This is a genomic window from Rhodococcus sp. NPDC077669 (assembly GCF_040686915.1).
Classification (GTDB): domain Bacteria; phylum Actinomycetota; class Actinomycetes; order Mycobacteriales; family Mycobacteriaceae; genus Rhodococcoides; species Rhodococcoides fascians.
This window is the reverse complement of sequence record NZ_JBFBMD010000023.1, coordinates 51,450-72,721: the sequence shown is the minus strand read 5'-3', so window position 1 is coordinate 72,721 and position 21,272 is coordinate 51,450. Positions and strand designations below refer to the sequence as shown.

Annotated in this window: 21 protein-coding genes and 2 riboswitches; of the genes, 14 read left to right on the top strand and 7 right to left on the bottom strand. The window is 64.1% G+C overall.

The window, feature by feature from the left end:
- Window positions 1-92: 92 nt before the first annotated feature.
- Entirely contained in the window at window positions 93-1,478 is a 1,386-nt protein-coding gene (locus AB0P23_RS20790) for an FAD-dependent oxidoreductase (RefSeq protein ID WP_032364954.1), read from the bottom strand.
- A gap of 304 nt (window positions 1,479-1,782) precedes the next feature.
- Here AB0P23_RS20790 and AB0P23_RS20785 point away from each other — a divergent pair, with 304 nt between their 5' ends.
- From AB0P23_RS20785 to AB0P23_RS20770, 4 genes are all read left to right on the top strand, one after another.
- The gene (locus AB0P23_RS20785) at window positions 1,783-2,646 is read left to right on the top strand and encodes a TauD/TfdA family dioxygenase (RefSeq protein WP_063216150.1); all 864 of its coding nucleotides are present in this window, start codon (window positions 1,783-1,785) and stop codon (window positions 2,644-2,646) included.
- A gap of 80 nt (window positions 2,647-2,726) precedes the next feature.
- Window positions 2,727-3,254, top strand: a complete 528-nt coding sequence (locus AB0P23_RS20780; RefSeq protein WP_032374700.1) for a hypothetical protein — start codon at window positions 2,727-2,729, stop codon at window positions 3,252-3,254.
- A 45-nt stretch (window positions 3,255-3,299) separates the two neighbouring features.
- On the top strand, window positions 3,300-3,713 hold the full coding sequence (locus AB0P23_RS20775; protein ID WP_032371475.1) for a rhodanese-like domain-containing protein: 414 nt from the start codon (window positions 3,300-3,302) through the stop codon (window positions 3,711-3,713).
- A complete protein-coding gene (locus AB0P23_RS20770; protein WP_032364984.1) occupies window positions 3,710-4,933 on the top strand; it encodes an O-succinylhomoserine sulfhydrylase in 1,224 nt (407 codons plus the stop codon). The genes AB0P23_RS20775 and AB0P23_RS20770 overlap by 4 nt, the downstream gene beginning before the upstream one ends.
- Before the next feature lie 5 nt (window positions 4,934-4,938).
- Here AB0P23_RS20770 and AB0P23_RS20765 read toward each other — a convergent pair whose 3' ends face one another.
- From AB0P23_RS20765 to AB0P23_RS20750, 4 genes are all read right to left on the bottom strand, one after another.
- On the bottom strand, window positions 4,939-6,012 hold the full coding sequence (locus AB0P23_RS20765; RefSeq protein ID WP_032374701.1) for an isochorismate synthase: 1,074 nt from the start codon (window positions 6,010-6,012) through the stop codon (window positions 4,939-4,941).
- A complete protein-coding gene (locus AB0P23_RS20760; RefSeq protein WP_045840622.1) occupies window positions 6,012-6,827 on the bottom strand; it encodes an HAD-IIA family hydrolase in 816 nt (271 codons plus the stop codon). Before AB0P23_RS20760 ends, AB0P23_RS20765 begins: the two co-directional genes overlap by 1 nt.
- A gap of 33 nt (window positions 6,828-6,860) precedes the next feature.
- Window positions 6,861-7,160 carry a WhiB family transcriptional regulator gene (locus AB0P23_RS20755; RefSeq protein WP_032364985.1) on the bottom strand — a complete coding sequence of 100 codons (300 nt, stop codon included), beginning with the start codon at window positions 7,158-7,160 and terminating at the stop codon, window positions 6,861-6,863.
- A gap of 142 nt (window positions 7,161-7,302) precedes the next feature.
- Entirely contained in the window at window positions 7,303-7,704 is a 402-nt protein-coding gene (locus AB0P23_RS20750) for a hypothetical protein (protein WP_032374702.1), read from the bottom strand.
- A gap of 156 nt (window positions 7,705-7,860) precedes the next feature.
- A riboswitch (SAM riboswitch) is annotated at window positions 7,861-7,954 on the top strand.
- 162 nt (window positions 7,955-8,116) lie between these two features.
- Between AB0P23_RS20750 and AB0P23_RS20745 the strand changes: the two genes are divergently transcribed.
- From AB0P23_RS20745 to AB0P23_RS20730, 4 genes are all read left to right on the top strand, one after another.
- Window positions 8,117-9,028 (top strand): amino acid ABC transporter permease, encoded by a 912-nt coding sequence (locus tag AB0P23_RS20745; protein ID WP_197077413.1) that lies wholly within the window; start codon window positions 8,117-8,119, stop codon window positions 9,026-9,028.
- The gene (locus AB0P23_RS20740) at window positions 9,025-9,822 is read left to right on the top strand and encodes an amino acid ABC transporter ATP-binding protein (protein WP_032371471.1); all 798 of its coding nucleotides are present in this window, start codon (window positions 9,025-9,027) and stop codon (window positions 9,820-9,822) included. The genes AB0P23_RS20745 and AB0P23_RS20740 overlap by 4 nt, the downstream gene beginning before the upstream one ends.
- A gap of 42 nt (window positions 9,823-9,864) precedes the next feature.
- Window positions 9,865-10,839 carry an ABC transporter substrate-binding protein gene (locus tag AB0P23_RS20735; RefSeq protein ID WP_032401090.1) on the top strand — a complete coding sequence of 325 codons (975 nt, stop codon included), beginning with the start codon at window positions 9,865-9,867 and terminating at the stop codon, window positions 10,837-10,839.
- Between the two features lie 161 nt (window positions 10,840-11,000).
- Window positions 11,001-11,432: a GNAT family N-acetyltransferase gene (locus AB0P23_RS20730; protein WP_230593549.1), complete on the top strand. Its 432-nt coding sequence runs from the start codon at window positions 11,001-11,003 to the stop codon at window positions 11,430-11,432.
- 68 nt (window positions 11,433-11,500) lie between these two features.
- Here the strand turns inward: AB0P23_RS20730 and AB0P23_RS20725 are convergent, their stop codons facing one another.
- Complete coding sequence (locus AB0P23_RS20725; RefSeq protein ID WP_032374705.1) at window positions 11,501-11,833, bottom strand: TfoX/Sxy family protein; 333 nt, start codon at window positions 11,831-11,833, stop codon at window positions 11,501-11,503.
- Between the two features lie 146 nt (window positions 11,834-11,979).
- Window positions 11,980-13,833, bottom strand: a complete 1,854-nt coding sequence (locus AB0P23_RS20720) for a DUF222 domain-containing protein (RefSeq protein WP_363799151.1) — start codon at window positions 13,831-13,833, stop codon at window positions 11,980-11,982.
- 370 nt (window positions 13,834-14,203) lie between these two features.
- Between AB0P23_RS20720 and AB0P23_RS20715 the strand changes: the two genes are divergently transcribed.
- The 6 genes from AB0P23_RS20715 to AB0P23_RS20690 all read left to right on the top strand — a co-directional run bounded on the left by AB0P23_RS20715 (window position 14,204) and on the right by AB0P23_RS20690 (window position 21,270).
- Window positions 14,204-14,710 carry a hypothetical protein gene (locus AB0P23_RS20715; RefSeq protein ID WP_363799149.1) on the top strand — a complete coding sequence of 169 codons (507 nt, stop codon included), beginning with the start codon at window positions 14,204-14,206 and terminating at the stop codon, window positions 14,708-14,710.
- 103 nt (window positions 14,711-14,813) lie between these two features.
- A riboswitch (SAM riboswitch) is annotated at window positions 14,814-14,907 on the top strand.
- A 219-nt stretch (window positions 14,908-15,126) separates the two neighbouring features.
- Window positions 15,127-16,737, top strand: a complete 1,611-nt coding sequence (locus tag AB0P23_RS20710) for an ABC transporter substrate-binding protein (RefSeq protein WP_363799146.1) — start codon at window positions 15,127-15,129, stop codon at window positions 16,735-16,737.
- The gene (locus tag AB0P23_RS20705; protein WP_048316449.1) at window positions 16,734-17,714 is read left to right on the top strand and encodes an ABC transporter permease; all 981 of its coding nucleotides are present in this window, start codon (window positions 16,734-16,736) and stop codon (window positions 17,712-17,714) included. The genes AB0P23_RS20710 and AB0P23_RS20705 overlap by 4 nt, the downstream gene beginning before the upstream one ends.
- Window positions 17,707-18,603, top strand: a complete 897-nt coding sequence (locus tag AB0P23_RS20700) for an ABC transporter permease (RefSeq protein ID WP_363799143.1) — start codon at window positions 17,707-17,709, stop codon at window positions 18,601-18,603. Before AB0P23_RS20705 ends, AB0P23_RS20700 begins: the two co-directional genes overlap by 8 nt.
- Window positions 18,600-20,198 carry an ABC transporter ATP-binding protein gene (locus AB0P23_RS20695; RefSeq protein WP_363799140.1) on the top strand — a complete coding sequence of 533 codons (1,599 nt, stop codon included), beginning with the start codon at window positions 18,600-18,602 and terminating at the stop codon, window positions 20,196-20,198. Before AB0P23_RS20700 ends, AB0P23_RS20695 begins: the two co-directional genes overlap by 4 nt.
- Window positions 20,191-21,270: an LLM class flavin-dependent oxidoreductase gene (locus tag AB0P23_RS20690; protein WP_363799138.1), complete on the top strand. Its 1,080-nt coding sequence runs from the start codon at window positions 20,191-20,193 to the stop codon at window positions 21,268-21,270. The genes AB0P23_RS20695 and AB0P23_RS20690 overlap by 8 nt, the downstream gene beginning before the upstream one ends.
- The last annotated feature ends 2 nt before the right edge of the window (window positions 21,271-21,272 follow it).

Genomic DNA, 21,272 nt, shown 5'->3' with positions numbered 1-21,272 from the left:
AAGCGAGCCGTCGCCCGCGAAATGTTCCAACATCTCACCCAGAAAACTGCCACTTGACACTCATAGGAGCATCACATGCGGCGCCAGCCGCTCTAGGCCTTGTCAGGCTCGGAGGCCTTCAGCATGTCCTCACGCTCGACGACCTTGACGCGCTCGCGGCCTTCTTCTTCGCCGAGGGAGCGTTCGTGGGCGTCGAGGCGGTACCAGCCGTCCCAGGTGGTGAACGGAACCTGCTTGCCTTCGAGGAACGAGGTGACGGCATCGAGGTCCGGCTCGGCCGCACCGGCGAAGCTCGGCGCATCCTCGAGCAGGTTCGCGACTGTTTCGTTGGCGTCGCCCTTGGTGTGACCGATGAGGCCGACGGGTCCGCGCTTGATCCAGCCGGTGACGTACGTGGCGGGAACGGGCGTGGTGGAGTGCGGCGATTCGACGACGCGTCCGGCCTCGTTGGGGATGGTGCCTGCCTGCTCGTCGAACGGGAGCTGGCTGATGTTCTGGCTGAGGTAGCCCACGGCGCGGTAGACGGCCTGGACGTCCCAGTCGTTGTACTTTCCGGTGCCGCGGACGTTGCCGGTGCCGTCGAGTTCGGTGCGTTCGGTACGTAGACCGACGACCTTGCCGTCCTCGCCGAGTACCTCGTGCGGGGACTCGAAGAAGTGCAGGAACAGCTTGTGCGGGCGAGCGCCGACGTCGCGGATGGCCCAGTCCTGCAGGGTGTTGGCGACCATGTCGATCTGCTTGGAGCTGCGGCGAGCCTGCTCGGAGCCTTCGTCGTAGTCGATGTCCTCGGGGGCGACGATGACCTCGATGTTGGGCGAGTGGTCGAGCTCGCGCAGTTCGAGCGGGGTGAACTTGGCCTGAGCCGGGCCGCGACGTCCGAAGACGTGCACCTCGAGTGCCTTGTTGGCCTTGAGGCCTTCGTAGACGTTGGCGGGGATTTCGGTGGGGAGCAGTTCGTCGCCGGTCTTGGCGAGAACGCGTGCGACGTCGAGGGCGACGTTGCCGACGCCGAGGACGGCGACCTTCTCGGCCTCGAGGGGCCAGGTGCGGGGGACGTCGGGGTGGCCGTCGTACCAGGAGACGAAGTCGGCGGCACCGTAGCTGCCGTCGAGGTCGATGCCGGGGATGTTCAGTGCGCGGTCCGCGTTGGCTCCGGTGGAGAAGATGACGGCGTCGTAGAAGCGACGCAGGTCGTCGAGGTTGATGTCGGTGCCGTAGTCGATGTTGCCGAGCAGGCGAACCTGAGGCTTGTCGAGCACCTTGTGCAGGGCGGTGATGATGCCCTTGATGCGTGGGTGGTCAGGGGCAACGCCGTAGCGAATGAGCCCGAACGGGGCCGGCATCCGCTCGAAGAGGTCGATGCTCACGCCCGGTCCGCTGACATTGTGGTCGGACTTCATGAGCGCGTCGGCGGCGTAGATGCCTGCCGGTCCGGCACCGACGATGGCGACGCGGAGTGGACGAGTCTGATCAGTCATGTGCAGCGAGCTACCTTCTTCGAGGGAAGTGCGGACACCCCAGCATAAATTAAGGACAACCTGAGCTGGGGCAGTGGGCAACTTGCCGTATTCCCCGGGTTCCGGTAGGAATTGACCCGTGCAGACGACATACCTGGTCCGACGGTTCACCGTCGACTTCTGTCGCACCTGCACCAACATGTGTTGTCGGTGACCTGACCCGACGCCCAATCCCTGTTCCCCGACGTCGTCGGGACGGGATCCCTCCCTCGACGGCCGTGCCGCGACCAGTAGGCGCACCGCTGTCTCTCGGATTCGAGGACACATGACCACTCTGGAACAGACAGTTTCGCTCACTCTCGACAAGCTCGGCCCGTCGTTCGGTGCCGAAGTCATCGGTCTCGATGTCGCGTCGGCCTCCGATGCGCAGATCCACGCCGTCCGCCGAGCTCTCGTCGAGCACAAGGTTCTCGTGCTCCGAGGTCAGTCGATCGACGACGCAGGCCACATCGAGTTCGGCCGCCGACTCGGTGACCTCACCGCCGGGCACCCCGTGCACGACAGTGGTCACGTCGCCCCCGAGGTCTATGCCCTCGACAGCCAGGACAACGGTTTCGCCGACGTGTGGCACACCGACGTGACATTCATGGAGCGCCCACCGATGGGGTCGATCCTGCGGCCCGTCGTACTACCTCCGCACGGCGGCGACACCAACTGGGCCGACAGTCAACTGGCCTACGAGTCCCTGTCCGCTCCGGTTCGCCGAATGATCGACGGGCTCACCGCAATTCACGACGGCAACCGTGAGTTCGGCTACTACCTCGCGCAGAAGCGCGGCGGCAAGGGCAACGTGTGGGACGGCAAGGAAGTGACCGCGCTGGTTCCCGTCGAACATCCCGTCGTGCGGGTGCATCCGGAAACCGGCCGCAAGGGGCTGTTCGTCAATCCGGGTTTCACCTCCCACATCGTGGGCGTCTCGGAGGCGGAGAGCCGCGGAATCCTGGATCTGCTGTACGCGCACCTCACCAAGCCCGAGCACATCGTCCGCCACCGTTGGCGTCTGGGAGATCTGGTGCTGTGGGACAACCGCAGCACCTCGCACTACGCCAACCGCGATTACGGCACCGAGCACCGCAAGATGCATCGCATCACGTTGAAGGGCGACATCCCCGTCGGGCCCACTCGCTGAAGGACCCACTTACTACAAGGACCCACACACTGCAGGACCCAGCTGAACGCAGACCCGTCGGATCGAGGAAGATTGCCTACATGGCGTCGTGGAGTGAACGTAGGCAGCAGTGGGTCGACAGTCGTGAGGAAGCGCGCAACAACGCTTCCAAAGCGGCCGCCGACTCCGGTGAGCAGCGTCCGCCCACCGCGTGGCCGTTCATCATCGCTGCGGGCATCGTCGTCGTGCTGCTCGTCGGCATCTTTGCGGCGTCCAAGTTCGCCCCCGCGGAGGACAACGTGACACAGGCGCAGTTGCTCACCGACGCCGTCGACGGTTTCCTCGAAGCACAGAACACCGGTGACGCGGATCTGCTGCGTGCGAACACGTGCGCCGATCAGGTCGAGCGCCTGATTCCCGGCGACGACGCCCAGTACCGCACCGACCGCGCAGGCGACGTGGAACGCAACGGCGAGACGTCGATCGACGGAGTGCCCACGGGGTACGAGGTCAACGGCGACCGCGGCGTCGTCACGGTACCGCTGAAGGAAGAGAAATCCGGAGCGCGATCCGACGACGAATGGAAGTTCGTCCGGGTGAACGACACGTGGTTGGTGTGCAATGTCTGATCTCGGTATGTGTGACGTAACAGCAAGTGACGGAAGGCTGATCCAGTGACCTACGCAGGTGACATAACCCCGCAGGCGGCGTGGGAGTTGTTGCAGAGCAACCCCGATGCCGTTCTCGTCGACGTCCGCACGCACGCCGAGTGGCAGTACGTCGGCGTACCCGACACCTCCGGCATCGATCGCCCGACCCACCTGATCGAGTGGGTGAGCTACCCCGACGGCGCTCGCAACACCGGCTTCGTCGACGAGCTGAAAGCCGCAGGCGTGGACGGCGATCGGCCGGTGGTGTTCCTGTGCCGCTCCGGTCAGCGATCCATCGGTGCGGCCGAGGCCGCCACGGCTGCGGGAATCGGCCCGTCCTACAACGTGCTCGACGGTTTCGAAGGTGCCACCGATGCTGACGGCCACCGCGGTGCTGTGGGGTGGCGTGCGGTCGGGTTGCCCTGGAGGCAGTCGTGACGAACATTCCCAGAGGCGGGGGTTTTCAGAAGCCGCTACCCGACGGTGTGGGTCAGGGAACGCTGGGAGTTCGCGGCGGTCTGATGCGATCGGGCTTCGACGAGAACGCCGAAGCGCTGTATCTCACTTCGGGTTTCGTCTACGAGAGTGCCGGTGCCGCCGAGCGGGCGTTCACCGGTGACATCGATCATTTCGTGTACTCGCGCTACGGCAACCCGACGGTCAAGATGTTCGAGGAGCGGTTGCGGCTGATCGAGGGTGCCGAGGCGTGCTTCGGCACGTCGAGTGGAATGTCGGCAGTGTTCACCGCGCTCGGCGCACTGTTGAAGGCCGGCGATCGATTGGTCGCTGCGCGTAGCCTTTTCGGTTCCTGCTTCGTGGTGTGCAACGAGATTCTGCCGCGCTGGGGTGTCGAGACCGTCTTCGTCGACGGCGAGGACCTCGAGCAGTGGGAGCAGGCGCTGTCGGTGCCGACGACCGCGGTGTTCTTCGAGACTCCGTCCAATCCGATGCAGTCGCTCGTCGACGTCAGGCGGGTGTCCGAGATGGCGCACGCCGCCGGCGCAACGGTGGTGTTGGACAACGTGTTCGCGACGCCTCTGCTGCAGCGCAGCCTGGAACTCGGTGCCGACGTGGTGGTGTATTCCGGCACCAAGCACATCGACGGTCAGGGCCGGGTACTCGGCGGTGCGATCCTGGGATCGAAAGAGTACATCGACGGTCCGGTGCAGACGCTGATGCGGCACACCGGCCCGGCGCTGAGTCCGTTCAACGCCTGGACCTTGCTCAAGGGGCTCGAGACAATGCCGGTGCGTGTGCGGCATTCGGTGAACTCCGCGCTGCAGATCGCCGAGTTCCTCGAAGGGCATTCGGCGGTGCGGTGGGTCAAATACCCGTTCCTGCCGTCACATCCGCAGTACGAGCTGGCGACGTCGCAGATGTCGGGCGGCGGCACGGTCGTCACGTTCGAGCTCGATGCCCCCGAGGGCGCAGGCAAGCAGCGTGCTTTCGAGTTGCTCGACGGCCTGAAGATCGTGGACATCTCGAACAACCTCGGCGATTCCAAGACGCTGATCACCCACCCGGCCACCACCACGCACCGCGCGATGGGGCCGGAAGGTCGTGCCGCAGTGGGCATCACCGATGGCGTCGTGCGGATCTCCATCGGTCTCGAGGACACCGAGGACCTGATCGGGGATCTGGACCAGGCGTTGAAGTAGCTGGGTCAGTTCTCGAAGACGCTGAGTACCGTTCTGAACTTTGCCGTGGTTTCGTCCAGCTCGGCGTCGGGGTCCGAGTCGGCGACGATGCCGCCGCCGGCTGTGGCGGTACCGGACAGGCCGTCCGCGGTGAGTTCGATGCACCGGATCGCGACCATCCATTCACCGTCCCCGCTGCCGTCGGTCCATCCGAGCGCACCGGCGTAGAAGCCGCGGGATCCCTCGATCTCGGTGATCGCTCGCATGGCGGCGGCGCGGGGAACACCGGCGACGGCAGCGGTGGGATGCAGCGCCAATGCGAGGTCGAGGGCCGACGTCGACGGGTCGGCCAACGTACCGACGATCGGCGTGGACAGGTGCCACAGCTGCGGAGTGCTGCTCAGCTGAGGTGTCGCGGGTACGTCCAGTGTCTCGCAGAACGGCGCCAATGCCGTCCGGATCTCATCGACGACGAAGCGATGCTCGGCCTGGTCCTTCGCGCTGGCCGCTAGTGCCGCCGAGATACGCGCGTCGTCGTCGGGGTCGGTGGATCGCGCGGCCGTCCCGGCGAAGGGATGGCAGCTGACGACGTTGCCGCGTTTACGCACCAGCAGTTCGGGGCTTGCGCCGACGAGATGTCTGCCGGGCTCGTCTGTGGGCGAGAGGTCTGCGAAAAAGCCGTTTCCCATCGGATCGCGAGTCACCAACGCGCTCAACACCGCTGACGGATCGATGGGCGACTCGGCGGCCAGTTCGATCGCTCGTGCGAGCACGATCTTCTCGGCGACACCGGCTTTCACACGCCGCACGACCTCACGTACCCGTTCGACGTGGACGCCCGGCTCGGGGATCTGGCGTACGACGGTGACGGACGGAAGCGGCGGCTGTGCGTCCGGTACCGCCCACGCACCGGCGCGGCGGTAGAACTCCGCCGGCTCGATCAGCGCGGTGGCGTCGGACATGTCGAAAGGCAGTACCCCAACGACGTTTCGGCCTTGCTGTACCGCCGCGACTGCGTCGGCGACGTCCGGAAACTCTTGCTCCACTCCCAAGCCGACGACGTGATGATCCTGCCGAGACAGAACGAATCGGAGTTTCATCAGAACGGGTTCTGTGTGCGGCCCACCAGGTCTGCGACGGAATCGAGCACTTTCGTCGGACGGTACGGGTACTGCTCGACGGACTGCACGGTCGAAATGCCGGTCAACACCAGAATGGTCTGCAATCCGGCTTCCAGGCCGGACAGCACGTCGGTGTCCATCCGGTCGCCGATCATCAACGTGTTCTCGGAGTGCCCACCGATGGCGCGCAGAGCCGAACGCATCATCAACGCGTTGGGCTTGCCCACGTAGTACGGCTCCTTGCCCGTCGCCTTGGTGATGAGTGCGGCGACCGAACCGGTCGCGGGCAGCGAACCCTCGCGCGACGGACCGGTCGCGTCGGGGTTGGTGGCGATGAAGCGTGAACCCTTCTCGACGAGACGAATGGCGGTGGTGATGGCCTCGAACGAGTACGTGCGGGTCTCCCCGAGCACCACGTAGTCGGGGCTGGAGTCGGTGAGGGTGTAGCCGATGTCGTGCAGCGCGGTGGTCAGACCGGACTCGCCGACGACATACGCACTGCCGCCGGGCCGCTGATTGCCGAGGAAGGTGGCGGTGGCGAGAGCCGAGGTCCAGATCGACTTCTCCGGAATGTCCAAGCCGGTGAATGCGAGACGTGCGCGCAGGTCACGTGGGGTGCGGATCGAATTGTTCGTCAACACGATGAACGGGATCTCGTTGGCCTGCAGCTCGGCGAGGAACGTGTCGGCACCGGGGATTAGGTGATCCTCGTGGACCAGAACTCCGTCCATGTCCATCAGGTACGTCCACGGCAGGGGCTTCTCGATATCGGTCACCCCTCCATTGTGGACCATCCGGCGACCTGCGGACCATCTTCTGGTCGCGGCCTAACTCGCCCGCCGCTCGTGGTCGCGTCGCGAGTTGGCCCGATGCACCAGCCGTTCGCGGGCCGTCATGCCGCCCCACACTCCGAACGGTTCGTTGGCTGCCAACGCGAACCGCTTGCAGGCGTCGAGCACTCCGCAGCCGGCGCACACCTGCTTGGCGCGATCCTCGCGTTGGCGACGCGCCGTTCGCCCCTCACCCGAGGGGGAGAAGAAGATCTCCGAGTCCTGACCCCGGCACAGTGCGTCGAGCTGCCAGTCCCAGGATTCGGCGGCAGACGAGGAAATCCTGCGTTCGATCATGGCAATTGCGGTGTTCTTCGACGGGGCAGATTCGTTCGGCATCGTGGCGACCCATTCCTTTCGTCGACGCTGTCGCTAGGAACCCTTGCCGTGTCGAAGGCGCGAGGCAATGGTTGAAATCAGGGTGATTCGAGACCGCGGTTCAGGACACGTCGGGGGTGTACCGATAGAGGGCGTTCACTCGGTCGTCCAGCATGAACAGCGGAAGGGTCACAGCCTGGATCGCGGCGATCACAGCAGGGAGATAGTCGCCTGCGACGACACACACGAGACTGCCGAGACCGAACAGAATCAGTGTCGTACGGGGAAGGAGCCACGTCGGCTTTCGGTCGGTTCGCCTGAGCGCGTACAGAATTGCGGCTGCGATCGCCACGAGGACGGCGCTGTGAGTGGCCAGACGTATCGAATCGGACGTGTCGGCCGCCTGGAACGTGCCGATCACGACCAGCGAACCGAGAAAGACAACACTCGCTGCGTTCAGCTGCCGATAGCGCGGCGTTCTTCGAAAGCCATCGTCACCGCTCCTGGCTTTCCGCACGTGCATGGGTCGAATTCTCGCACGAGGGTGGTGGAGTTCGTCGACCCTCTACAGATCCAACCCGGGGGCGGTTGCGCCGGTGGCAAGGGTTGAAATCATCGTGATTGTAACCGAATGCGCACGTGCACTTGACTTTTCGATAGATTGTTCTGTACGTTCCTGTCACCATCCAGAGCGACCGAGAGACCTTGGCTCGATGACGTCGCAGCAACCCCGCCCTACGGCGTGTGGGTGCTACCGCCAGGACCGATGGAGGCACGACCGATGAACATCTGTATCTGTACGCACGCTTGACCGATCGGCGTACTCACAGCACGAAATCTTCGAAAGGCAACCCAGCGATGATCGCTGCCCATCCGACCCGGCGGTTCCGGTGACTCAACTCGACTCTCGTCCCGTTGTGGATACGACGGACGACATTCCCGACGAACAACTCGTCGTTGCACGCACGTGGCACCCGTGGCGCTGGGTGATCGCGGTCGCAACGCTGATCGTGGTCGGTCAGTTCCTGCACGGCTTCGTCACCAACCCCGGCTGGGATTGGGGCACCTTCGCGCAGTACTTCACTGCACCATCGGTGATGTCGGCGCTGTGGTTGACCATCCAGCTCACCTTCTGGGGAACGCTGATCGGTTTCGCCATCGGTATCGGCCTGGCGGTGGCCCGGCTGTCCGACAATCCTGTGCTGCAGGTTATTTCCTGGTTCTACATCTGGGCCTTCCGTTCCATCCCGTTGATCGTGCAGCTTCTGTTCTGGTTCAATATTGCGTACCTGTACCAGACTCTGTCTTTGGGAATTCCGTTCGGTCCCAGCTTCTTTCAATTCGACGTCAACAGCGTCATCAGTGGATCGACGGCGGCCATCATCGGCCTGGCCCTGCACCAAGCGGCCTACTCCGCCGAGATCGTTCGGGCCGGCATCATCTCCGTGGACCAGGGGCAACTCGAAGCTGCAGCAGCGCTGGGTATTCCGAAAAGGCGGGAGTTCTTCAAGATCGTTCTGCCGCAGGCGATGCGAGGGATTCTCCCCAACGCGGCCAACGAGGTGATCAGTCTGTTCAAAGGCACGTCGATCGTGTCGGTGATGGCCATTGCCGAATTGTTCTATCAGGTGCAAGTCATATACGGACGCAACGGGCGCGTGGTTCCGCTGCTCATGGTCGCGACCGTCTGGTACATCATTCTGACGTCGGTGCTGTCGATCGTGCAGTTCTACGTCGAGCGGCACTACGCCAAGGGCGCGGTACGCAACATTCCGCTGACGCCGATCCAGCAGATACGCCACAAGCTCTCCAACGTCACCTTCGCGCCGAGAGGGGCAACCCGATGACCACTCTCGATGCCTCCACATCCACTGCCGCAACGAGATACGCGGTCGAGGTGCGCGGCGTCCACAAGTCCTACGGCGGGCTCGAGGTGCTCAAAGGCGTCGATCTCCTCGTACGTCCCGGTGAGGTGACCGCGATTATCGGCCCCTCGGGTTCGGGCAAGTCGACCCTGCTGCGCGCTCTGAACCATCTGGAGAAGGTGGATCAGGGCACCGTCCGGATCGACGGTGATCTGGTGGGATATCGGCGCAAAGGCAACAAACTGCACGAACTCAGCAACAAGGAGATTCTGCGGCAGCGTTCCCAGATCGGTTTCGTGTTTCAGAACTTCAATCTGTTTCCTCACCTGACGGTCCTCGAGAATGTCATCGAAGCCCCGATCTCTGCGCAGAAGCGCACGCGTTCCGACGTCGAACCCGAGGCGCTGGCTCTCCTCGAACGAGTCGGGGTGCACGCGAAAGCCCATGATTATCCGCGACGACTCTCCGGCGGACAACAGCAGCGGGTCGCCATCGCGCGTGCACTTGCCCTGCGTCCCACAGTCATTCTGTTCGACGAGCCGACGTCAGCGCTCGACCCCGAATTGGTGGGAGAGGTTCTCGAGGTCATCCGCGGCCTGGCACGCGATGGTGCCACCCTGGTGATCGTCACGCACGAGGTCGGGTTCGCCCGCGAGATCGCCGACACCGTCGTCTTCATGGATGGCGGCGTCATCGTCGAACAAGGCTCTCCTGCAGAGCTTCTCGATTCACCCCAGGAGGAACGCACCAAGTCGTTCCTCGCTCACGTTCTCTAGCTCTCACTCTTGCTTCACCTGCACCCACGAACGGGGAAAGTCATGTCCGGATCATCTCGTAGGCTCGTGGTAGTAGCGTCGGCATTCGCTGTCCTGGCACTCACTGCGACAGCATGCAGCGAGCCCACTGCCGAATCTCAGGTCGTCACCGAGGACGGCGGATCGTTCGATCTTTCACCCGAGCAGGCCGACCGCGTTCGCGCCCAGAAGGTCGACGACATCGCAGCGGAAGTGCCGCAAGCGATTCGCGATCGCGGCACCCTGATCGTCACCGGGGCGGGCGGTACCGCGCCACCGCTGCGTTTCTACGCGACCGACGACACCACCATCGTGGGGTCCGAGGTGGACTTCTCGTACCTGATCGCCGACATTCTCGGTCTCGACGTCGATCTTCAGGTCGCAGATTGGTCGCAGAACTTCGTGAAGATCGACTCCGGCGAGAACGACGTGTTCATCTCCAATGTCACCGTCACCGAGGAGCGCAAGGACAAGTACGACTTCGCGACCTATCGACTGGACAACCTCGCTTTCGAGGCGCAGAAGGACACCGATTGGACAGTCGAGAAGCGTCAGGACATCGCAGGCAAGAAGATCGGTGTCGGCTCCGGTACCAACCAAGAGCAGTTGCTGGTCGACTGGAACGAGCAGAACGTAGCCGAGGGTCTGGCTCCAGCCGAGATCGCTTATTACCAGAACACCTCCGATTACTACCTGGCGCTCGGGTCAGGCCGTATCGACGGGTACCTGGGACCCAATCCGTCCGCGGTTTATCACGCGGCAACCGGTGGTGAAACCAAGATCATCGGCACGTTCTCGGGTGCCGGAGATGCGCTGCAGGGTGAAATAGCAGTACTGACCAAGAAGGACAATGGGCTCATCGACGCCGTGCAGGACGCAGTGAACCACGCCATCGAGGACGGCAGCTATCAGAAGGTGATCGATCGTTGGGGCCTGCAGTCCGAGGCAGTGACCGAGTCCGTCATCAACCCGCCCGGGCTACCCCGCAAGGAAGGTTAGACAACTGAGCAGAGTTGACGTCGGCCGGGAAGCTGATCTGGTCGACAGTTAATCGAGACAGGAAGCACATGAGCGCGACGTTCGATGTCAACATTCGCACTGGTGACACGGGTCCAGGACGCGTGGACTTCGTCGAGGTCAATCAGCACGATCGGCTGGCGATGCCCCTGCTGCAAGAACTGGCGATCGAATATTCGTCCCGATACGGCCGGAGCCCCGGTGTCCAATACGAGGAACTGAAGTCCTATCCCGCCCGGGAGTTCGCACCGCCGGGTGGTGTGTTGGTAATTGCCTTGGCCGATGGCGTTCCTGTTGCCGGAGGTGCGTACCGGAAATACGACTCGGAAACCGCAGAGCTCAAACGTATCTGGACATCGAAAGTGCACCGCGGCAGGGGATTCGGCAGACTCGTCGTGGCCGAGCTGGAACGCAGCGCACGTGATCGCGGATATCGCAGGGTCTACCTGACGACCGGCTGGAATCAGCCCGAGGCCGTTGCGCTGTACCTGGCAGCTGGATACACCCCGCTCTACGACCGAAGTCTGCCGTCCAGAACAGTCGGATCGCACCCCTTCGAGAAGAGTCTCGAATGAGCCCGGTTCAGTGATGCCCGACTACGGCCCGAGTGGGGTGCGGTATCGCCGAGCAATGTTTGTCAGCCCTACGTGTCGGCGTGGTGTTCCAGAGCTGCACCGACCCAGAACTGCAGTGCCTGTTCGCTCGTCAGCGCTTCTGCATCGACGGTGATCCAGCCTTCACCCATCGACCGCCCCTTGCCCATGACGGCATGGTGGGCCCCATCGAGCTGGAGGTATTCGGGTTCGCGTACCCCGTCCACACGAACAAGCAAGGCACGGTTTTCGGTGCCGACACACACCACCATTCTGTCTCGCACCATGAACGCGACACCGCCGAACATCTTCTGCTCACGCAGACTCTCCTGGTCCCAGAGAGCGTCGCGGATGCGGTCCGCAAGAAGCTCGTCGTACGCCATGCGCTCGTACTCCTCCTGTGATGGTTGTATCGATGGAACCCCCTGGTCGTGTCGAGCGCAACTGTGGGTCGACGCAATGGGGGATTCGGTATCTGCGTTGCAGTCCTGCCGGAGGCAGAGCTGTGCCGTGGTGGTGGTGTGGGTCTTCAGGCGGGTTGTCGTGGTTCTTCGTCGGCGGTGTCGCCTGTGTCGCGGGTGTCGTGGGTGTTGTCGCTGTGGTGGTCGGGTGGGTACAGCACTTCCTCGGGGTGGTGTGCGTGGTTGATCAGCCCGCGGCGTGTGGGGTCCATTCCGGCGGGTGGGTGCCACAGGGTTCGGCCTGGATAGCGATGTCCTGCTGTGGTTTTGGTGGTTGCCCACTTTCCGGGGCCGGTGCCGACGAGTGCGTGGTGCATGTCGCAGCCGAAGGTGAGGGAGTCGATGTCGGTGGGTCCGCCCTCGACCCAGTCGTCGAGGTGGTGCGCTTGGCACCAGGTTGCGGGTCGGGTGCAGGAGGGGAAGCTGCAGCCGCGGTCGCGGGCGATGAGGACGATGCGTTGGTCGGCGGAGGCGATGCGTTTGGATCGGCCGAGGTAGAGGGCTCTGCCGTTGTCGTCGAAGATGGTGAGGTAGTGGTGGGCGTGCGAGGCCATGCGGATGGCGTCGCGGATCGAGACGCGTGATCCGGTGGCGGTCATGGCGTAGCCGCAGCCTGCGTCGAGGTTGTTCGAACTCATGGTGACGATGGCGGTGACGGGTAGGCCGCGGTGGGTGCCGAGGGTGCCGGAGGCGAGGGTGTGCCGGAGTGCCATTTTCAGGGCGTCGTGGCGGCGTTCGTTCTGGGTGCGTAGATCCCGCGCAGCGGCACCGTCGCGAGCAGGGGTGTCCGGTGGCTCGTTGTCGTCGGCAGCGGTAGCTGGTTCGGAGTGGCCGCTGGGTTCAGAAGCGTCGCCCCCAGTGGACCCGGCGGTGTCGGCGCGCTCTGTGCCGCAACCACAATCGACACCGTCACCGCAGTCGATACCGTCGCACTCATCGTCACCGCAATCGTCGCCGTTGCAGTTCGTCGCATCCCACAGGCCTGCATCGCTCGATCCGGCATCGCGGCCCGTGGGTTCGGGCGTCGGCCGAGTGGCGTTACCGCTACTCCCGCCGCCGTCCCTGTCGCCGTTGGACTCGTTGTCAGGTTCGCCGTCGTGGACGATCGATGTCGGGTCGGCAGGATTGTTCACCCCGGGTTTCGCGGCTTTCGAGAACAGGGCTTCGAGGTAGGCCCGTAGCTCGGAGTCGACGCAGAACTTTCCCTCGGACATGCCGTCGGAACCCTGTTCACCGAGGTAGAAGAACGCATCCCGTTTCCGTGGCTTCGGCTTTCCGTTCTTGTCTTCGTCCTCGTCTTCGTCCTCGTCGAAGTCGCCGTCGGGGTCGAGGATCGAATCCAGATGCGCCACCAGTGGTGCGAAGTCGTCGGGCCGTCTGGTCGAGGCGAGACCGACCAACTGCTGTTCGGCGCGATCGCGGGTCTGCGGATCGACACTCGACGGTAGGTGCCGGAAGAACTCACGAATCATCTGCACGTGCTTGGCGTCGAGCAACCCTGCCCGCACCGCTGCAGCGGTGTGTGGCAGCAAAGGCGGTAGCGGTTCGCCGGACAGTGCGGTGCGGTCACCCAACTCTGCGGCCAGACGTACTCGCGCCCCGGCCGCGCGTGGGGTGATTCGCAGCATCCATGCCACCGAGCACGGCACCGACCCCGGATACACGTCGAGGCCGTGTTGTGAGATCAGCTCGTTGAGCCAGGTGTGCGAGTAGGCGGTCACCGATCTGGTGAGCGCTTCCATGCGTTGGATCACCGCACGCCGGTCGGCGTTCGACCACGCCACCGACCCTTGCCCCGCCAACTCGGCAACCGCCGACTCCACCGCCTCGACCAACCCCGCCAAGACAGGGTCGGACACGACGGGGGCAGGAGGCACCGTTTCGATGCCGTCCACCCCTGATCCGCCGTCCCCCGAAAGCATGAACAGAATCTACCGCGACCCACCGACAAGTATTCGAACGTTTGTTCCCGCATCATTTGGCTGTCGCTGCGGCCCAGCTGGAGTCGGAGCCCGGCACTATGCGGCCAATTACATATGGACCAAAAGTGTGACGTTGTCGGTTTTGTACAACCACGAGTCGCAAAGATGCTGGTGGCGGCGTTCAATATCTCCCAAGGCGGACGTAACGACCACAGCAGCGTTGCTTGCATCGGTGACGAAAGCCACTGCTCGACGGTATCTCCGAACGCGACTGTCGAGCCGGTGTCCAATGTTGTGTGTTGACCCAGTGGGGATGATCGACATGAACGACTCGTGTGGCTCCGCGCTTTCGTGCAGTTCGCCCAAGGACATGATCACCCGTCTCCAGTTCGGCACCGCCGACCTGTGGCCAGAGGACGCGGCGCTTCCTGCCCGCTGGCGCTACATGGCCGATCTGGTCGACTCCGATCGCGGTATTCTCGCTGAGCTCCACGGTTCGGTGTCGACGCAGGTGGCGGATGCTCTCGCTGCGGCTGCGGAACTGTGCAGACAATCGGCCGATGAGCCTGTGACCGCCGGAGACTGGGCGCTACTCGGACGAGCGCTGGCGTGGCTCGGCCCCGGCGGTTCCGATATCGATCGCGCGTTGCTTGCTGTGGGAGAAGAGTTGACACTGATCGGTCTCGACGGTGCGGAGCATGACTTCTCGGTCGCGACCTGGCTCTGCATGGACGTCCTCGTCCGATTCGCTCATGCCGGCGAAGCGATCGACTGCTGGGTGCACCTCGTAAATGCGCCAGAGTTGAACAAGGTTGCCTCGCATGATGATTCGAGATCTTGCGCGAGTGGGAGCGCTGGACTGGCGCTGGCCGTCTGAACGGTAGGCGTCGGTCCGACCGCGCTTCTCGCGTCTGTTATCGGCGGGTTTTCCTACCCCGGTTGGCAACCGGGGCGATGCTCTCGTAGTATCGGAAACTGTAGGACCATCCAGAGCGACCGAGAGACCTGGCTCTATGACGTCGCAGCAACCCCCCGCTCGTCGGGTGAGGGTGCTACCGCCGGGACCGATGGAGGATTGCACGTGAACACCCGAGTTGCCGCAGGCTTCGTCAACGGTTGCCGCCGTCTCCATATCGATCTGTGCCGCCTCAACGGTTCGACCTGTCGCAGCTGACATTTCGTCACAACTCGTACTTCACACCTCACCTCATCATCTGCGCGCACTCCTTCCTGGGCACACCCAGCTCGGATGCGGATCGTGCGCGCGATCGACCAGATATCGGAGACACCTACGTGTCCACTCGTCCTGCATTCCTGGTGGCCGGCCTGATCGCCACTACGGCCACAGTCCTCGCCGGATGCGCCGGTGGTGCCGCCACCACGGCCGCCGACGCCGGTCCGGCCCAGCCCGGCGGAACTCTGCGTTACGGCTTGTCCGGGGCCCCGACCTGCTCGGATCCCGCCCAGTCCGGCACCAACCAGACCATCTACGTCACCCGTCAGGTCGTCGATTCACTCACCGATCAGAACCCCGAAACCGGTGAGATCGAACCGTGGCTGGCCGAGCGGTGGGACGTGGGTGCCGATGCGAAATCCTTCACATTCACGCTGAAGGACGGCGTCACCTTCAGTGACGGCACGGTGCTCGACGCGGCGGCGGTGAAGGCGAATTTCGACGCGATCATCGGCCTCGGCGCAGCGAAGGCACCGTTGGCGGCGAGCTATCTGACCGGTTATCAGAGCGCCACGGTGGTCGACCCCTCGACGGTGCGCATCGACTTCGCAGCACCGAATGCGCAGTTCCTGCAGGCGAGTTCGACACCTCAGCTCGGAGTTCAATCTATCGCGACCTCGGCGCAGTCGGCCGAGTCGCGGTGCTTGGGTACCAATATCGGATCGGGACCGTTCACCTACGCGGATTACCAGCAGGACCGTTCAGTCATTCTGGCCAAGCGAAGCGGATACAACTGGGGTTCAGCGGTATTCGGTCACACCGGCGAGGCCTATCTCGATCGCATCGAATTCACCATCGTGCCCGAGTCGGGCGTTCGCACAGGAAGCTTGTCCTCCGATCAGCTCGACGCCGTCAGCGACGCGTTGCCGCAGGACGCTCCGCAGATCGAAGCGACCGGCGGCCGAATTCTGACCACCTCGAACCCGGGAGTCCCGTTCGGCATTCAGCCCAACGTAACTCGCGGTGCGCTACAAGACCCCGCCGTCCGGACGGCCCTGGTACCGGCGATCAACCGTCAGGAACTCGTCGATACCGTCCTCGGGCCCGACTTCCGCACGGCGACAAGCACGTTGGCCAGCGCCACCCCAGGTTACGTCGAACTCGCCGATGTCACCTACGATCCCGAGAAGTCGAAATCGCTGCTCGACGACGCCGGCTGGGTTCCCGGTGCCGACGGAATCCGTGAAAAGGACGGGCAGAGGCTGAGTTTCGAGGTCATGTACTCCGCAGTGTTCGCTGGCAACCAGGCGATCCTGGAGTTGACGCAGCAGCAGCTACGTGCGGTGGGCGTCGACCTGCAGCTCGAGTTGGTCTCGACGTCCGAGGCGACAGCACGTCAGGGCACCAAGGACTACGACTCCACGTACTACAACAGCACCCGCGCCGACGGCGACATTCTGCGCACCACGTTCGCCGCCGACGGACGTAACCTGAACGCGCGCAACCCAATTCCCGATCTGGATGCTTCGCTGACCGATCAGCTCTCGACCACCGATGCAACGGCGCGCAACGACATCCTCGCCACCGCTCAGCAGCAGGTGCTCGACAACGGACTGTGGATCCCCACCATCGAGCTGTCGCAGGCCGTCGGCGCGGCGTCGAAAGTGCAGGACCTGAAGTTCGAGGCCTCCGCTCGACTGCAGTTCTTCGATACCTGGCTGAGCGCATGATCCGGTACCTCGGGCAGCGCGTACTGCAGGCAGTGGCAGTGCTGTGGGCCGCGTTCACCATCTCGTTCGGCGTGCTGTTCCTGCTGCCCTCGGACCCGGTCAGTCTCGCTGTCGACTCTGCCGGTTCGGGCACACCGGTCGACGCGGCGGCCGTCGCAGAATTGCAGGCCCGCTACGGTTTGGACCAGCCGGTGTGGGTGCAGTATTGGCATTCGCTGACCGGGGCTGTGCAGGGCGATTTCGGATTGTCCATCGCCACCGGACAGCCGGTGACGACGGCGATCCTCGATGCCGTGCCGAGCACGCTCGGCCTCGCAGGCACCGCACTGGTATTGGCGGTCGTGTTCGGGTCGGCACTGGCGTACGCCGCGACGTACACCCGAACGCCGTGGCTGAAAAATCTGTTGTTCGCACTCCCGCCGCTCGGGGTGGCTGTACCGACCTTCTGGGTGGGACTGCTGTTATTGCAACTGTTCTCGTTCCAGTTGAGGTGGTTCCCGGCCTTCGGTGACGCCGGAGCGGCTGCACTGGTGTTGCCTGCGGTCACGTTGGCATTGCCGACCGGTGCGGTCATCGCTCAGGTGTTGGCCACCAGCATGTCGACTACCTGGAAGCAGCCGTTCGTCGATGTTGCTCGCGCCAAGGGCGTCTCGCGGCTACGGGTGCAAACGCGGCATATAGCGCGGCTGTCGTCCATCCCGGCTTTCACGATCGCGGGTGTGTTGGTGGGGACGCTGCTCGCCGGATCGGTCGTCGTCGAGACGGTCTTCTCGCGGGCCGGAGTGGGACGGCTGACCCAGACCTCGGTATTGGCCCAGGACATTCCGGTGGTACAGGGCATCGTGGTGCTGACCTCGCTGGTGTTCGTTGTGGTGAACCTGGCCGTGGACCTGCTGTATCCGCTGATAGACCCGCGCATCGTGCGCGAGTACAAGCCTGCGCGCGCGGTCGCGGAACCGGAGAAAGCTCATGTCTGACATTCTGATTCGTGACCGCGAGGTTCGGGCAGCGGCGTTGCTCGAGGCAGAGCCGGTGCCGTCGACAGCTCGGCGTCGCCGGGTTCTGACGGACGCCCTGAAGCACCTGTGGCTTGCCTTGTCCGCGCTCGTGCTGCTGCTCGCGCTGGGATTCGCACTCTTCCCCTCCGTGTTCGCGAGCGGAGACCCGTTGGTGGGCGTGCCCGCCGACAAGCTCCAGGCCCCCAGTACGGCACATTGGTTCGGCACCGACAACATCGGCCGTGACGTCTTCACCCGCGTGGTGCACGGCTCCGGCCTGTCGTTGACCGCGACACTGCTCGCCGTCGGGATCGCACTGGTCGTCGGATCGATCGTCGGCCTGATCTCCGGGGCAGTCGGGGGCCTCGTCGACGCCGTGCTGATGCGCATTGTCGATGTGCTGCTCTCGATTCCGACGCTGTTGCTGTCGCTGGCCCTGGTCACAGCGCTCGGCTTCGGAACCGTCAACGTCGCCATCGCCGTGGGGGTCACCCTCATCGCCAACTTCGCCCGGGTCATGCGGTCGGAGGTGTTGCGTGTGCGTCGATCGCTGTATGTCGAGGCGGCGTACGCCTCGGGTGTGCGATGGTTCGACGTCTTTCGCCGACACATCCTCCGCAACTCGTACGGTCCCGTGATTGCCCTCGCAGCAGTCGAATTCGGTATGGCGGTCCTGGCGGTCTCGGCGTTGAGCTTCCTGGGATTCGGCGCTGTTCCGCCTACACCGGAGTGGGGATCGCTGATCTCCGAGGGTCGGAACTTCCTCGCCACCGCTTGGTGGATGACCACCTTACCGGGCCTGGTGATCGTGGCAGTCGTGCTGTCCGCGCACCGTCTCGGGCACGCACTCGAGAGGCGATCCGAATGAGCCCCATCCTCGAAGTCGACAACCTCTCGGTCGGCTACGGCACGACGACGGCCGTGCGCGGAATTTCGTTCACCGTCGAACGCGGCGAGGTACTGGCCGTCGTAGGCGAATCCGGTTCGGGAAAATCCACCACGGCCCACGCGGTCATCGGCTTGCTGGCCGGCAACGGTCGGATCCGAAGTGGCTCGGTGACCTTCGACGGCCGGCGCCTGGACACCGCGTCGGACAAGACACTGAATCGCTTGCGCGGTCGGCATATCGGGCTCGTCCCGCAGGATCCGACCACCTCACTGAACCCCGTCGTACGCGTCGGAGACCAGGTGGCCGAGGTGCTGCGTGTGCACGGGTTGGCAGATCGGCGTACCGCGAAGCTCGAGGCGATCCGCATTCTCACCGACGCGGGCCTCGACAACCCCGAGGTGCGGGCACGCCAGTACCCGCAGGACCTGTCCGGTGGGCAGCGGCAGCGGGTACTGATCGGTATCACTCTCGCGTGCCGCCCCGAACTGGTGATCGCCGACGAACCGACCAGCGCCCTTGACGTCACCGTGCAACGACGCATCCTCGACCATCTGGACGCCCGAATTGCCGAGACGGGTGCCGCAGTTCTGTTGATCACGCACGATCTGGGCGTTGCGGCCGATCGCGCCGACCGGCTGGTCGTCATGAGTGGTGGTGAGATCGTCGAAACCGGTCCGACTGCAGAGGTGTTGGCGAACCCCACCCATCCCTACACACAGAAGCTGCTCGCGGCCGCGCCGTCTCTGAACTCGACGCTCCGTCCGGCCAGGACGGGTGCGGGCGATCCAATTCTGTCCGTCTCGTCGGTGTCGAAGCGTTTCGCCATCGGACGAGGCGTTCACCTGGATGCGGTGCGAGACGCCACGATCACGGTCGAGCGGGGTCGAACCGTCTCTGTCGTCGGCGAATCCGGTTCGGGGAAGTCCACCCTGGCGCGTATCGCGATCGGCCTGGAAACACCCTCCGCGGGCACGGTCACGTTCGACGGAATCGATGTCACCGGCCTTCGTGGCACGGCGAGGCGGGAGCTGCGGCGTCGAGTCCAGATCGTCTATCAGAACCCGTACGCATCACTGAACCCGAAGTTGCGCGTCGGCGAGATCGTGCGAGAACCGCTGGACGCGTTCAAGATCGGGACGTCCCGAGACCGCTCGGCGCGTGCCGCGGAACTGCTCGACCAAGTGGCTCTGAGCAGTGACCACCTGGCGCGTCGCCCGGCCGAGTTGTCGGGTGGTCAACGTCAACGTGTCGCAATCGCTCGGGCACTGGCGTTGGCACCGGAGGTGGTGGTGCTCGACGAGCCCGTATCGGCCTTGGACGTGTCGGTGCAGGCACAAATTCTTTCGCTGCTCGGCGATCTGCAATCCGAGTTCGGTCTGAGCTATCTGTTCATCTCGCACGACCTGGCCGTGGTTCGCCAGATCAGCGACACCGTGGCTGTGATGCAGTCGGGTGTGATCGTCGAATATGGCAGCACTGCTTCGATATTCGACAAACCCCAGCAGGAATACACCCGCGAGTTGCTCGCGGCCATCCCAGGAACAGCGACACAGAGAGTGGGTACCGGTGTCTGACAAGCTTTTCGTCACGGCAATCGAACCGAGGGGAACCGGCGCACATCCACAGGCGTGGCGGCGACAGGATTCTCGCGCCGAGGAAGTGTTCACCGCGGCATTCTGGATCGAACAACTCCGCGCGGCAGACCAGGCCGGGATCGATCTGGTCTTCCTCGCAGACTCCTTCGCTTCCCGGACCCTCGAGGCGGTTGCCGTGGCAGCCCGGGCTGCTGCGCTCACCGAACGCATCGGTTTGATCCCGACGGTCACCGTCACCCACACCGAGCCGTTCCATATCTCCAAGCAGATCGCGAGTCTGGACTTCGCCTCACACGGTCGCGCAGGTTGGCAGGTCGAGGTGTCCGGCGGCGCGGAGCAGGCAGCACTGTTCGGGCGTAAGGGCGAGCAGAACGAAGAGAGCCTGTGGCAGGAGGCCGACGAGGCCATCGAGGTCGTCACTCGGCTGTGGGACAGCTGGGAGGACGACGCCGAGATTCGAGACGCTGCGACGGGTCGGTTCGTCGACCGAGACAAGTTGCACTACATCGACTTCCAAGGTGAGCACTTCTCGGTGAAAGGGCCGTCCATCACGCCGAGGTCACCTCAAGGACAGCCACTGGTAGCAGTGCGCGCCCACTCCGCCGAATCCACCGCGGTAGCGGCCGCCAGAGCGGACATCGTGCGGATTGCTGCAGACTCGATCGAGGGCGCAGCTGCCCTCGCGGCGCGTGTTCGACGGGCCGTCGTGGCCGAGGGCCGCGACCCGGTGGACGTGTTCGTGCTACTCGACGTCGAGACCTTGGTGTCGGAGACCGCGGCCGAAGAATTGGCGCAGCTCGACAACTGGGCAGGCCGGGTACGTACGCCGCAATCGCTGCAGTACGTGGGCGACGTCGCCGGGCTGAACTTGCTACTCGGAGCGGCCGAATCCGCGGGACTGGACGGGGTCACCCTCGTGCCGCTCGCGCTTCCGTCGGGAGTGAAGACACTCCCGGCCACGGACAGCAGAACCGGAGCGACGGTGCGCGAGCGCCTCGGCCTGGCTCGTCCGACAAATCGTTTTGCAGCACCCGAAAGGAACAGTCGGTGACG